This window comes from Psychrobacter cibarius, assembly GCA_030686115.1.
GTDB classification, from domain to species: domain Bacteria; phylum Pseudomonadota; class Gammaproteobacteria; order Pseudomonadales; family Moraxellaceae; genus Psychrobacter; species Psychrobacter cibarius_C.
Window position 1 is genome coordinate 2,493,184 of record CP131612.1, and the last position, 14,940, is coordinate 2,508,123.

Here is a 14,940-nt window from a genome sequence, read left to right on the forward strand (position 1 = left end):
GTGATAATTGCTGCGGCGCTGCCATACTATAAAATCGTTGGCTACTATCATCGCTTTGTACCAATACTCTCTCAGTAATCTCTCAATAATTTCACGAAGTACCGTTGGTTTGGGCGGACTAAAAATAGCAGAGTCTAAGACAGTTAGCAGATGTCATTATTTAAAAATTCGATTATAGTAGATATCGAATCATACATTTAAAAGTTGAGGACAAAATAATGAAGACACTAAGTTTATGTATTGCAGCAGGACTGGGTTTAAGCGCTTGTGCTGGTGGAATGACAGGGAACACGGGTCAAAACAATAATGTCAATGGTATCGTCACTCAATACCCTGTTGAGACTGCCATGCTCAACATCTATACCAAACAACGCAGTGATAAATTAGTTGCGGTTGTCGGCAGTCAAAGCGTGTCAGCAGAGATTCAAGTGACGCCTAAAGGCAGTATGGTATTTAATAATAAGTCTGTACAAGGTACCGAAATAAATACCATCAATAAGATGAATAATCAAATCACCAATCAATCAGTCGCTATCAATTACTTCACCCTGAATCCACTGATATTCCATGGTTTTACAGACGGTACAGGTAAATACTCACTATCTAACCAGACGACCACCATTCCTAAAGTGGCGACGGTGGGCGCTTCTAGTAAGCTACTGACGGAAAATGTCTATGCCGATAGCAGCATGCGTAACAAGATAGGGACTTATAACCAAGACTGGTCTTTATCGCGTGATACGAATAATACCGCATGGTTCTGCATAGAAACCTCAGGCAATCTATTACTCAGCTTTGACCCTGCAGGCACCTCATCAGAATGCTATAAGATCAATGCCAAAGGCGATATTTTAGCAAGCAAAGTGACACTGAGTCAGCCTAGTAGTAATGGTAGTACTAAGACGGTTACTTTAAACAGTCAGTAGCTATTATCATGGTGACATGCCCTTTATCATATAGCCTTGCTACATAGCTTTCGTCACATAGCATTTATTACATAACAACGAAACAAAAAAATAGCGCCTAATATGGGCGCTATTTTTATATCAGTCAGCTGAACGATTAAGAACGATGTCCATGAGTATGCTTAGCTTGATACTTGCTTTTTGCTTTGAGATGAGCCGCTGGTTTTTTTGATTGATGCTTTGACACTACTGCCTTTTTTTTAACATGCTGATGTTTATTATCAAACTTTGCATTGACCTTTTGATGCTTCACTTGAGCAACATGATGCTTAGCAATTTGCGGCGCAGCACTTGCTTGGCTAACCATTGTGAAGCAAGCAGTAATGGCTAGCATTGAACTTATCATTATTTTTTTCATTATTTTTTCTCGTATAAAGTCATATTGGTTATGAGTTGTGGTTGAAACTGCCTTACTCAATATCAAGTAAAGCATTCACGTGATAAAAAGCATCATGATAAAAATTTGCTCTATCGACAACGAGAATGATAAATGATTCAAACGTTAAGTAGATTTATGAAGATTAAAGAAAGGTAACCTTAATGAGGGAAGGTTTCTTAAGTGGTACGCTATAAGCGTCATATTGGCGCTTTTCTAGACGGGCAAGTAATCGCGAATGAAAAGATATCTTATATATAGATTAGGGTAACTGGCTTTGGCATATTTTTTATAAAGTGTAGACGTTGTCACGATACTTTCATTTCCACCCTATAAAATGCGTTGATTATTCAAAGCCATTAGCGATATGCCGCATCACAATAAAGACTTTTAAAGAGTAAAGACCAAACTAAGCAGGCTAGATAAGTATTTTGCAAGAGTCGTTGGAGTTGGGATTTTTTTAAAGTAGCCACACTTATGGCGTTCTGAATAGAAATTTTGAAATAACTGAGAATCGATGTAATGAACCATTACTTATGTTTGACAGATTATGAAAAAAACTTGATCGATAGTGCTTTGCTCATTCTGATGAAAAAAAACATCCAATATAGCGATCAATCAAAAGAACACTCAGTGCAACAATACTATCAAGATTTTAATCTCACACTTTTTGAGCTATGTGCAAAAATAAAAGCACCTGATTTTGATAAGCAAATGGATTTATCCTCAAGAGAAATCAAAGCAATTAAAAAAGCTCTAACCTCACTGTACGACCGTATCTATCAAAAAACCCTTAAAGACACAGAGGGCAATCAAGAAGATCACTATAAGAGCTGTAAGTTACAGATTATAGAATTAGAGAGAAAAATCGATATTATCGAAAAAAACAATATAGAGAGCAATAGTTGTTAAAGTGTTCTTTTTTACCGAAAAATTTCACTATTTTTAAGTCGCTAGCACCATCAACATTGGTCGCGTAAAACAAAAAATCGCACTCCGCATTACATTAGCCTATCTTTTCCGCTGGGTCTTATTAGCTCTTTCCCATTTGCTTGGTTATCGTCTAGCTACTTCAGTCATATAGTCTTCTCAGTACAAGATGAATAGGTACAGCAAAGGATAATACGGCAAATTAAGGTACGGCAAATAGCAGGCTGAGCAAACATGACGACGCTGTGACCGATTTCTCTAGAATGCCCGATATATCTCTATACAAGACTTGTAAAGAGCATACCCCTTGTCTTAGAATGGCATTGTTAATGAATAACGTCTATTTTGTTAAGTATTCTTTCTAAAATGCTTTAAACTGACGTTTCAAGTTAGCACACCTTCTTACTTATAAATGTTACCTATGCATCATCAGCATGCTGGTAATACGATGACCCTATCATGTCTACTAAGCGCCGTAAGCTTGTTTTACGATATTCATCACCGGTAACGATGTGGTTCGGCATGTTGGTCGCATGTTTTGCTTGGATCATGCACATCACGCTGTTGCTCACACCTCTATGGGATGATAATGCCCACTTAGGTCATGGTATCTGTGCAGAGCTTGCACCGATTGTATCGGCAGCTAAGCAGTATGAGCAAATACAGACTGATATTGCGCAAACGAATCACAACATACCCATTGATAGTGCCGCCCGTCATTTACTTCATCATAATGCATCCTTATCTTTAGCATCGCCTGCGACCGTTGAGCCAGTTATAACGGTTGACGCCGCACCTTCGCACGAAGCTTTGTATAGCAAAGATAAGGTTGCAAGCTCTGAATCTAACCCTGATGCCGTAAAATACACTGGCTGTGACCTTTGCACTGCCATGTCTGCGGCACTATTGCCAGTCGCTTTTACACATACTGACTCGGCTTTGATTGAGCTGTCTACTGTCTCAGTTACGTTTTTGTATCGCTCACATACCTACTCTCCTAGTAATTTTTTACGACCCCTCGCACGCGCTCCTCCCGTCACACTCACATAACTATCTACATAACTATCTACATTTATAGTCCAATATTTTTAGGGCGTGTCCTCATTTTAAAAATGGTGATAAACATGAGATAAATTGCCGTCAAACAAGAAAAGTAGCGCAAATAATATCGAGATATTAATAAGCTATTTGATGATGTTTGGCAAAATTTAGCCATTTTTAGCCCATTTCGAAAGTAATCAATTGAATTGAGGACACGCCCTAGAGCATTAGTGACAATGCTCTCAATCAACGCGCTCATTTGAGCTCTGATTGAGGCACTTGTATGCGTTTGCCTAAAACATTGCGCTCAAAACTGTGCTCATAATATTGTGCTCAAAATGCTATCTATTTATATCGGAAAATATTCAGTAAGCACCTAGTCTAAGTCCATAAATGGCTTGGCTGACATTACAGCTTGGTAAAAACTGAATAACCGATTTCATAAAATATTTTTGCAAATTTCTAGGAAAGTAAGATGTTATCTTCATCAATAAACGCTGTACCTATTTTAAAACTAAGTGTTTTAGCTTTGTCTTTATTGCATATCAGTAGCGCTTATGCGGATTCCACAACCGTAAAGGCGCACATGCCTACTACTGATGATGAGCCACATATTCAATTGCCAGAAATCGTCGTTTATGCGACAGCAGCGGATAAGCACTCTAGTACCAATGCACTCGGGACAGCCGCAAACCTTGATCAAAAATTTATTAACAGCAAACAAGTGGCAAGCAGTGATACGGCCACTATACTGACAAAAATACCCGGTCTAAATGTCCAAAGTGCCGGTGGTATCTCAAACTTGCCCGTGATGAGAGGCTTGGCGGACAACCGTCTGCGTATCTTAGTGGATGGCGTTGACTCAATCGCCTCCTGTCCAAACAGTATGAACTCACCCTTGTCTTATATTGCGCCAAGCGCTATAGACAAGACCACCGTTTATGCAGGTGTGACGCCTGTGAGTATCGGTGGTAATAGTATTGGCGGCACCATCGTCGTCGAAACAGCAGAGCCTATGTTTTCAACGGATAGCGACATACTAACTTCAGGTGAAATTGGCACATTTTATCGTAGTAATGGTGACGCTTATGGTGCCAATTTATCTACCACAGCAGCAAACGAGCAGCTTAGCCTCACCTATAAAGGCAGCTTTGCGCAGGCGGATAATTATAAAGCTGGTGGTGATTTTAAATCTTATACAGAGACAGGGAACGCTGGTAAAACCTTAGCGAAAGACGAAGTTGGTTCAACCGCCTATGAAAGCAAAAACCAGTCAGTAGATGTGGCTTATAAGAACGGCAATCATCTGCTACAAGGCACTTATTTGTGGCAAAACATCCCAAAAGAGTTATATCCAAATCAACGGATGGACATGCTTGACAATCAGCTTGACCGCATTAATTTGCGCTACAAAAGCGAGTTAAATTGGGGACAGTTAGAAGCACAGGCCTATCATGAAGATGTCGATCACTATATGAACTTTGGGGAAGACAAACAGTTCGTGTACGGTAATGCCAAAGGTATGCCGATGTACACCAGTAGCGAGACCATCGGTGCCAATCTTAAAGGTATTATTGATTTAACCAACCAAAGCACGCTCAATATAGGTGCTGAATATCAAGACTACACGCTCGATGACACGTGGGCGGCATCTGGCGACGGTATGATGTCGCCAAACGACTTTCAAAATATCAACAATGGTCAGCGTCAGCGTATCGGTATCTATGGCGAATGGGAAAAAGATATCTCATCTGACTGGAGCACCCAGCTTGGCGCTCGCTATGAAAACGTACGTACCAGTGCTGATGAAGTACATGGCTATCAAATCGATGGTCAAAACAATATGACCAATCAGGTGCGAGATAGCGCTAACTTTAATGCCAGTGACCGCCGAACCACTGATAACAACTTTGATATTACTGCACTCGCACGCTACGACATTGATTCACAAAAAAATCTAGCCTTAGGTCTATCGCACAAAGAACGCACGCCAAGCTTATATGAACGCTATACCTGGTCCACTTGGAAAATGGCGGCCATCATGAATAATACCGTTGGTGACGGTAATGGCTATTTTGGTGATCCTAATCTACGCCCAGAAAAATCCAACACCCTATCTGCCACCTTAGACTGGCGCGGTGCTGATGATAGCTGGGGCGTTAAAGCCACTCCTTACTATTCAAACATTGACGACTATGTCGATGCCGTACAGTGGAACCCCATGGCAAACACAGCAGCTAGCACTCAAACAGCTAATCAATATAATGTGCTGCGCTATACCAACCAAGATGCTGAGATATATGGCATAGATATCTCAGCCAATCGGGAGCTGGCAGCAAATGCTTGGGGATACTGGAATATAGTAGGCTCCTTAAGCTATACCAAAGGGGAAAATAAAGACAGCGGCTCAGACTTATATAACATCATGCCATTCAATGGCAGTGTTGCCCTGAATCGGGAAAATAACGGTTGGACAAACCAAATCGAAGTGGTGGGCGTCTCGGCTAAAAATGATATCTCAACCCCTCGTAACGAAATTAAAACGGCGGGTTATGGTCTCTTAAATCTCAGTACAGGCTATCAGTTTAAAGAGGTAGCGATTGAGGCTGGTATCGATAACGTATTCGATAAAAACTATGCCCTACCTCTAGGGGGCGCATACATGGGTCAAGGCAAAACCATGTCGATGAATGGCGAAATAGGTAGCGGTTCTAATTGGGGTACTGCCGTTCCTGGCGCGGGACGATCATTGTATGTGGGTGTCAACTATAAGTTTTAGGTGTCATTAAGATAGGTCATTAACTGACTAACATAACGATTAAACCTTCAACGGATTTTATTTATTTTATATCTTAGGAAGCACCTTCATGACTATGGCACTATTAATTGCAGCATTTTTAATGGGATTTTTTGGTTCGCCGCATTGCTTAGGTATGTGTGGCGGTATCGTCACCGCATTTGGGCTATCGATGAAAGAAACCAGTCCAGCAAAAAAACGCGGTCTCATTGCGACTTACCATTTGGGGCGCTTACTCAGTTATGCCCTATTGGGCTTAATTGCTGGAGTGATTGGCACCACGGTATTAACCCCTCTGATGGTTGGCAATAGCACACCTCGCATTCTACTAGGGTTGGTCTTGGTATTTGTAGGATTAACCATGCTAGGGTTGCCTTTTTTAAACAGGCTTGAACGTCTTGGTATGCATGTTTGGCAAGCTTTATCACCTCTGCGGCAGAAAGTATTCCCCTTAAACACCTTTCCTCGAGCATTAACAGCAGGTTTATTATGGGGATTTTTACCCTGTGGTCTCGTTTATGGCGCATTACTTATTGCGGTCGTCGGTCATGACCCGCTCACAGGTGCCGTGTTAATGTTTGTCTTTGGTCTAGGAACCGTACCCATGCTCGTCGCCACGCACGAAACGGTCAACTGGATGCGCAATCAAATTGGGCGTTTGCGCCTAAGGCAAGTGAATGGCGCAATCATGATGCTATCTGGCTTAGCCGTCATAGCGGTGCCGATGGTCATGGCCAATATGCATGGTGGACACGGGCAAATGAACCATGAGCAAATGAACCATGAGCAAATGAATCACGAGCAAATGAATCACGAGCAAATGAATCACGAGCAAATGAATCACGAGCAAATGAATCACGAGCAAATGAATCACGAGCAAATGAATCACGAGCAAATGAATCACGAGCAAATGAATCACGAGCAAATGAATCACGAGCAAATGAATCACGAGCAAATGAATCACGAGCAATAAAAACGTCTCTCATGTACATAGGAGGCAATGATACGTTTAAATCATAGATAGGGCATTTTTAGCGTGCCCTATTTTTTTATCTGCTAATGCGCCAACCCCTGAATTTGGCAAAGAAACCTTTCAACCTTTCAGAAAAATTAAAAGCCTCTGACTCCGGCACTTCTTCAACATGATGACGAGCTGCCAATATCGGCTGCTGCACCAATCGTTCGTGATGATCGAAAGCCCGATCAAGACTGATACTCATGATAGAGAAGTTAGTCGGACGTGGTAGACAGCGATATACCTGACCCTTATTAATTAATTCAATGACCATATGGGCATCTTTGAATTCAGTCAACATCAGCACCATCAGATCTGGCTGGATATTTTTTAAGGCATAAACGATGGGGGTAATATTTTCTTTATTGAGCGTCGAATCTGTAATCGTGACACCAAAGCGTTTTTTTTGTAATAACTTTGCGGCCTGTTCAAGGTTACTCGCCCAGCTCACGGTATAAGCGCTCTTAAAATGACTTTTTATTTGTTGATAGACACTCTCATCATCGTCTAATACCAATATATTGCGATTGCTAACCGTGCCACTATTAACACAGTTTTGAGTTGCATCATTTTCCATAGTATTTTGTGTGATTTCTTGCGTTTGCTGAGCAATTTCTGTGGCTTTATTAACAATTTTTTTGAGTTCATCATTTTGCCATGGCTTAGTGATATAGCGATAAATTTCGCCCTCATTCACAGAATCCATCACGGCATTTAGATCCGCATAACCAGTTAACAAGATACGAATAGTATTTGGTGAAGCTGCTTTGATGTCACTCAATACTTCCGTACCTTGCTTATCTGGCATGCGTTGGTCGCTGATGACCACTTGTACTTCATTCTGGCTAACATATTCCATTAGCTCAGTGGCATCGGTAGTAATAAATACGTCATGTGACTGGCGAAAATGCATTTTTAAGCTGCGCAAGATACGCGGCTCATCATCGATAAAAGCGATTTTTGGTTTTTGCATGACGCTCTCTTTAAATAAATGGTTGGAAATCTCTCAACTTTCAAATAAGGCTTGCGAAGGTTTCTTTTCATGAACGATAGACTGTATCGGTAGCATGAGGGTAAACGTCGTGCCCGCGCCAACGACTGAGCTAACCTCAATGCGCCCACCATGTTGTTCAATGATTTGTGCCGTAATGGCCAATCCTAACCCTGTGCCATCGCCTGCTTTTTTAGTGGTAAAAAACGGCTCAAAGATATGCGTTAAAATATGCTCTGCGATACCGACACCATTGTCTATAATGCATACAACGATATATTGCTGCGCCTCATCGACAGACGAGCTGACTTGCAATGTCCCTTTATGATCTGGCGGCATGGCTTGGGCGGCATTATTAAATAGGTTTAGTAATACTTGGTTAATTTGTGAAGGATTACACTGAATGAGCGGCAGCTCCGCTAGATTGGTATTGACGTCTAAGGTTTTTAAATTATTGCGAGCCATAATCAATGAGGTATTGATGCAATCATTGATATCGACATCTTTTACTTTGGATTCGTCTAGTCGAGAAAAGTCGCGCAAGCTGACGACCAGTTCAGCAATTTGATCGACGCCATACAGTCCATCTTTGATTAAATCTGCCAAATCTTCACTGACTTCATCTTCTTTAATCTCTTCACAGCATTGTAAAGTCTCTTCTATCAGTATCTTGACTTGCTCTTGATTGATAGTTGGCGCTTTTAACGCCTGCAATAATTGATCGGTATGCTGTAGCAATTCATCAAAACGCACGAGATTATCACCGACCAGCTCCATATTACTACGCACATAGCCTAGCGGTGTGTTGACCTCATGAGCGACACCTGCCACCATTTGGCCCAGTGTGGCCATTTTTTCGGAGCGTACCAAATGTACTTGCGAGGCTTTCAATTCATCCATAGCTTGCTGCAAGTCTTGTGTGCGAGCGACGACCTGTTTTTCTAAATGAACGTTGATTTCGGCAAGTGCGCCTTCGTTTTCGACGACGCGGTCGATCAATTGGTTGGTCTGCTCGCTGATGATTTGAATCTCGCTGACATTTGAGTGTGGCAGTTTAAGGGCGCTTAATTGTTGGTATTTTTTTTGCTCAATTAATGCGCCCATATCAGCCACTGCTAGTGCCATGTGCTTTAGCGGCCGTGTAAAGTAGCGGCGAAACACCCACGCGGTCAACAACAGGATAGGAATAAAACCCAGTAGCATGGTTTGAATCAGCTGGTTCGACAATGCATTTGCTACGCTCATCATGTCATTATTGGGCTTGACGATGACCATCTTCCAATAGGTAAACGGCATACGAAACACAAAGGCGGTGGCGGACTGCTGCAGCAAAAAATCATTGGGCACAGCGATGGTTTCAATCAAGTGACTGTCTACCAGATTAAACGTTTGGTCAATATTCAATAGCAGCAATGCTGACAGCAACTTGGATTCTTGTTCGCTGATTTTATTCAGATTGGTCGTACTCAAAATACTACGTGCCGCGAGCGTATAACGACTTTCATCTTTGGCAACTGCCTCATCGATGAGTGTTTGATTAATGCTATCTAGGCTGTCCGCAATAGGGGCAAAGCTTGAATGTTTCTCGGCCAATTGATGTGCGGTTACCATTTCGCCTTGCGGATTATCTTCAGTCGCTTGCGTGACCATAGATTGATCAGGAAAGGTCAAAAATCGATTGTCCAAGTCTACCAAAAAGACATAACCACCCAGCTTATCTTGCCACTTTTTCATAGCGTCATCGAGGTTATCTAATAGCAGATTAAAGCTCACCACTCCATCAAAAGCCTGATTGCGACTGTCATACAATGCCTTGGCACACGTCATCATCGGCTGATTGCTTTGCGGATCAACATACGCACGGCTCCAGACACAGTGGTCATGACGTGCGTACATCGCAGGAATGTACCACCACTCTCTATAATAGGGACTCGGCGTTTGGCGCACTTGATTATACTGCTCTAACGGTTGCATGTTGCCTGAGTCATCCCGCGCCCACACAAAGGACTGGCGCTCTCGGTTTTGAGCGTACATATTTGGATCAAACCACACGCCGCCGCCCACAATCCGTTGATCGGTCTGTTGCATGAGATTACCAAAGGTTTCTCTATAAAGGATGTCTTCTTTTGGCAAGCCGCCCGCCATCGCACTGGTTGCCTTTGCCAGTCCGTCGACATGGCTGATATTCGCCATAATGCTATTAATGGCTTCGTTACCCGTTTCAACCACTGTCTCTGAAGTCATCTCCAGTATACGAGGCTTAGCTTGGGTTTCGATGACCCAGTACACCATCAGGATAATTAGTAAAAAAGCCAATGCTAAAATAATCAGCATGCGTGTGGAAATACTACCAAGCCGACCAGCAACACTCATAGATAAACCTTATATTGATGCATCTACCATCATCAATGCATCACTTAATGAATAAAGACATCAGTGATACGCAACCACCATTTATAGTGGGCTCAAGGATACGATGCCATCATGACAGTATGATGACAAAAGTTTTGTTTTCTTATCTGTCGACCAGCACCTTTTAATTAACAACAGTTAGCTTGCCGTTGGTAAATACAACCTTGTACTCATTTAGCGCTGCTCTCTTTTTATCATCAATAACATCATGCACCTTATTAAGCGCATAGCTGTACTATCCGCTATTGCAAGGCACAAAAAAGCCACTTATTTTTTAAGTGGCTTCTTCATATTCAAGTCAATCGCTAATTTTTCTATTGATGTCATCAATATCTCTATGATTATAGAGTCTGCCAAGTTTATCTTGCTCTATACTGTGAAATTTTATAAATATGTTATATTAATAATACTAATATAGAGGGTGTGTTTGTATTTTATATAATATCGCGGATCACCGTCACTTATCACTGATTGCCATAGCTGTCTGTTGTACACTTAGAGCTTGATATCACTCGCTCATACAGCTATTCAACTAACCCTAAAGAAAGGCGCTCACAAAGTCTTTCTCTTTTAAATATTAAAGGAAAAGCGATGCGTCCTTTGTTTTTTAGTACTTTGTGCTTAGCAAGCAGTCTTTCACTAATGGCTTGTAGTAGTCATCAACCAACCACAGCAAAAAAATCAACAGCCATCATTACCAACACGACAAAAGAAAACGCTGACGAACAGCTAAGCGTGGAGCCGTCCAGCCCCGAAGAACCGTTATCAGCATTCACCGCTTTTGGTAATACAGAAAAAAGTTGGCGCACAGTAATTGATGGCAACCAACTCAGCATTGAAGCAGATTTTTTGAAACCAACGACCATCGTTGTCTCTCGTTCGACCTATGCCGAAGGTGTGGAATACGTGAGCACCGTTAGCGGCAAACCTATTATTATGAATATAAATAGCCAGATTTGTACCGATGATAATGGCTATCAAAATGAATTTACGGTGACGTTAACTTATGATAATAAAAGCTATCAAGGTTGCGCCGTTGCTGGAGCGTATGAAACAGCGCCTACGTAATTGCATAGAATTTATTGCGGTTAGCAACCATCATAAATAGTCAGCCATTAGCCAGCCATTAGCCAGCCATTAGCCAGCCATTAGCCAATGGATAACGCATAATTTGGCAAATAAGTACTTATATTACTTTCAACCGATGTCATTTTTGTTTAATAAAAACACCCTATAGTCTGTCTATAAACCCTTCATTTTAGTCAAATAACCTTTTATATCAGTCTTACTAAATAAGGATGAACCTATGAAAACTATAAAGACTCAAACCAATAATCCGTTAGACCACGACACATTTATCCATCAGCCTGATGCCAGTAAAACCCGTGTAGCAAACATACCAGGCAAGCGCTTACCCTTCCCTGATCAAATTGGTAATTATCAGCGCAATATTGGGACGCCCACTGACGCTTATCAGGACAGTAAGGTTTATATCGTTGGGGGCGGTATTGCAGGTTTGGCCAGTGCTTATTACTGCATCCGAGATGGCAAAGTATCCGCTGAAAACATTACTATTTTAGAGCATCTTGACGTGGCAGGTGGCTCTTTAGATGGTAGCGGCAATCCTGAAACGGGTTATATGGTGCGCGGCGGTCGTGAAATGGATTTCACTTACGAAAACTTTTGGGATTTATTCCAAGATATCCCCGCTCTTGAAATGCCTGCGCCTTATAGCACCTTGGATGAGTATCGCATAGCAAATGACACCGATCCCAATTACTCTATTGCACGCCTGATCCATAAGCAAGGCGAGATAAAAGACTTCAGTCAACTGGGATTGAGTAAAACCAACCAACTCGCGTTAATTCGTTTGCTATTAAAACCCAAGGAAGAGCTAGACGATATCACTATTGAAGAGTATTTTGATGACAGCTTTTTGAGTAGTAACTTCTGGACATTTTGGCGAACCATGTTTGCTTTTGAAAACTGGCACAGCTTACTTGAGTTTAAGCTTTATACGCATCGATTTTTACACGCATTGGACGGTCTAAATGACATGTCTGCGCTGGTATTCCCAAGATACAATCAATTTGATAGCTTTGTTAAGCCACTACAAAATTATTTGAAAGATAAAGGTGTGCAGTTTCAGTATGACACGCTCGTTACCGATTTAGACATTGATTTTGAGCATGATGACAAGGTAACAGGCACCAAAAAGGTCAAAGCCATCATCACGGAGAAAGCGAGTGAGCAAACCACCATTCCTATGGGTAGCAATGATTTCGTCATCGTGACGACTGGCTCCATGACCGAAGATACCCGCTATGGTGATGATAATACTGCGCCGACGCTAGACTTTACAAAAGACAGCATGGGACAATCGTCTGGTTGGAAAGTATGGAATAATCTGGCTAAGCAATCTGACGTCTTTGGTCACCCAGAAAAATTTAATCAGCATGTGGATAAATCTGCTTGGATGTCGGCGACGTTGACCTGCCAGCCGTCTGCCTTTATTGATAAGCTCAAAACGCTGTCTGTCAACGATCCTTATATGGGTAAAACAGTGACCGGTGGCATCATTACGATTACGGATTCAAACTGGCTGATGAGCTTTACTTGTAACCGTCAACCGCATTTCCCTGATCAGCCAAAAGACACGCTAGTCGTATGGCTATATGCCTTGTTGATGGATAAAGAAGGCAATTATGTCAAAAAACCCATCCCAGAATGTACAGGCAAAGAGATCTTGAGCGAACTCTGTCATCACCTTGGCATCCTCGATGATATAGAGAATATCATGACCAATACCATCGTCAGAACGGCTTATATGCCCTACATTACCTCGATGTTTATGCCTCGTGCTAAAGGTGATCGTCCTGAGATAGTCCCTGATGGTTGTGTCAATATGGGTCTAGTCGGTCAGTTCGTCGAGACACATAATGATGTGGTATTTACCATGGAGAGCTCTGTTCGTACTGCTCGTGTCGCAGTTTATGAGCTACTAAATGTGCAAAAACAAGTCCCCGATATAAACCCATTACAATACGATATCCGTCAATTACTAAAAGCCGCGAATACACTCAACGATGGTAAAGGTTTCATCGGCGAAGGTCTATTAACTAAGCTTCTTAAAGGTACTTATTACGAGCACATATTGCCAAAAGCCAATCAATCCACCAACGCTAACGACTCAATATTTACTCAGCAATGGGAGGCAATCAAAGGGCTTTGGCATAAGTAGGTCTGGCATCAGTAATGTTAGTTTTGATAAAAGCGATAACGCTCTAGGGGATGCATTCATTTTAAAAATGCAGATAGAAATGAGATAAATTGCCGTTAAACAAGGAAAATAGCACCGTTACGAATACTAACAGTGCTATTTGACGATTTTTAACAAAATTTAGCCATTTTTAGCCCATTTAAATGTTCATTGATTGAATTGAGGGTATGCTTTAGTCAGACTTGAATAACTGCTGTAACTGCTCAATCAGCCAACGGTGTATACCACTGTGACTGGTACGTGGGTGCCATGCTGCTATCACCTTAAATGTGGGTGGCAGGGCTTCCACTTTAAGCTCTTTAACCCGACTGTTTGGTAATAAACGCGAGGGATAAAATGCAATCATATCGGTTGTATAAAGGATATCTGGCACCGCAGAAAAGCTAGGAACGGACATAACGATGTTTCGTTTGAGACCTTTTTCTGCAAACCACTGGTCATGAGAACCACGTAAGTTAGCGCGTGAAGGTGACACCACCAGCTGCGAGTGTTCAGCAATTTGCGCCAGTGACAGCGGCTCTGTTGTAAAACTATTATTGCAACCAGTAATGCAGAAATGTTGTTCTTCAAGCAGCGTCACATAAGCCAAGTTATCAGGAATAAATTCTGGGAAAGTAATCAGCAGATCAAGCTCGCCTGCCGCAATAAGCTGATTGATATTGTCTGAGGCAAAATCGCGCACGATTAACTTCAAATCAGGCGCGTCGCGGCGCGTTATATGAAACAACTGCGGTAATAATGCCTGCGTCGCATAGTCGGTCGCGCTAATCGTAAATACGCCTTTATACGTCTGCGGCGAAAACACATCTGGCTCTAATAGTGCTTCTAACTGCTCTAATATGCGACTAATGGGTTGCTGCATCGATAGCGCTTTGGGGGTTGCCACCATGCTATTGCCTTGACGAATAAACAAACGATCATCAAACAAATCACGCAGCTTACGTAATTGTTCGCTGATTGCTTGCTGTGTCAGCCCCATTTTGCGCGCAACTTGTGAGAGATTTTTTAGATCAAGCAACGCATGTAGCACTCTAAGCTGCTTGATATCGAGTCGGTTAATTCCATTCATAATATGTACCATTTGTAATTGTATCTTAAACAACAAAACCCTGTTTCCAATTGTATCCATAAAA

The 14,940-nt window shown here is 41.9% G+C and carries 11 protein-coding genes; 7 read left to right on the forward strand and 4 right to left on the reverse strand.

What is annotated here, in order from left to right; genetic code table 11:
* Window positions 1-218 precede the first annotated feature (218 nt).
* Entirely contained in the window at window positions 219-926 is a 708-nt protein-coding gene (locus tag Q6344_10580; protein WLG13044.1) for a hypothetical protein, read from the forward strand.
* 136 nt (window positions 927-1,062) lie between these two features.
* On the opposite strand, the gene Q6344_10585 is transcribed toward Q6344_10580, so the two are convergent.
* Window positions 1,063-1,383, reverse strand: coding sequence for a hypothetical protein (locus Q6344_10585; protein ID WLG13045.1), 321 nt, complete (start codon window positions 1,381-1,383; stop codon window positions 1,063-1,065).
* 480 nt (window positions 1,384-1,863) lie between these two features.
* Here Q6344_10585 and Q6344_10590 point away from each other — a divergent pair, with 480 nt between their 5' ends.
* The 4 genes from Q6344_10590 (at window position 1,864) to Q6344_10605 (ending at window position 7,082) form a co-directional block, all read left to right on the forward strand.
* On the forward strand, window positions 1,864-2,253 hold the full coding sequence (locus tag Q6344_10590) for a hypothetical protein (protein ID WLG13046.1): 390 nt from the start codon (window positions 1,864-1,866) through the stop codon (window positions 2,251-2,253).
* 477 nt (window positions 2,254-2,730) lie between these two features.
* A complete protein-coding gene (locus tag Q6344_10595) occupies window positions 2,731-3,321 on the forward strand; it encodes a hypothetical protein (protein ID WLG13047.1) in 591 nt (196 codons plus the stop codon).
* 466 nt (window positions 3,322-3,787) lie between these two features.
* A complete protein-coding gene (locus Q6344_10600) occupies window positions 3,788-6,091 on the forward strand; it encodes a TonB-dependent receptor (GenBank protein WLG13048.1) in 2,304 nt (767 codons plus the stop codon).
* Between the two features lie 88 nt (window positions 6,092-6,179).
* Window positions 6,180-7,082: a sulfite exporter TauE/SafE family protein gene (locus tag Q6344_10605; protein WLG13049.1), complete on the forward strand. Its 903-nt coding sequence runs from the start codon at window positions 6,180-6,182 to the stop codon at window positions 7,080-7,082.
* Window positions 7,083-7,158: 76 nt separating this feature from the next.
* Here Q6344_10605 and Q6344_10610 read toward each other — a convergent pair whose 3' ends face one another.
* Both Q6344_10610 and Q6344_10615 read right to left on the reverse strand, forming a co-directional pair.
* Window positions 7,159-8,097, reverse strand: a complete 939-nt coding sequence (locus Q6344_10610; GenBank protein ID WLG13050.1) for a response regulator — start codon at window positions 8,095-8,097, stop codon at window positions 7,159-7,161.
* Window positions 8,098-8,130: 33 nt separating this feature from the next.
* Window positions 8,131-10,488, reverse strand: a complete 2,358-nt coding sequence (locus tag Q6344_10615; protein WLG13051.1) for an ATP-binding protein — start codon at window positions 10,486-10,488, stop codon at window positions 8,131-8,133.
* Between the two features lie 630 nt (window positions 10,489-11,118).
* Between Q6344_10615 and Q6344_10620 the strand changes: the two genes are divergently transcribed.
* The gene (locus tag Q6344_10620; GenBank protein ID WLG13052.1) at window positions 11,119-11,595 is read left to right on the forward strand and encodes a hypothetical protein; all 477 of its coding nucleotides are present in this window, start codon (window positions 11,119-11,121) and stop codon (window positions 11,593-11,595) included.
* A 238-nt stretch (window positions 11,596-11,833) separates the two neighbouring features.
* Entirely contained in the window at window positions 11,834-13,768 is a 1,935-nt protein-coding gene (locus tag Q6344_10625; protein ID WLG13053.1) for an oleate hydratase, read from the forward strand.
* Window positions 13,769-13,979: 211 nt separating this feature from the next.
* Here Q6344_10625 and Q6344_10630 read toward each other — a convergent pair whose 3' ends face one another.
* The gene (locus Q6344_10630; GenBank protein WLG13054.1) at window positions 13,980-14,876 is read right to left on the reverse strand and encodes a LysR family transcriptional regulator; all 897 of its coding nucleotides are present in this window, start codon (window positions 14,874-14,876) and stop codon (window positions 13,980-13,982) included.
* Window positions 14,877-14,940: the final 64 nt, after the last annotated feature.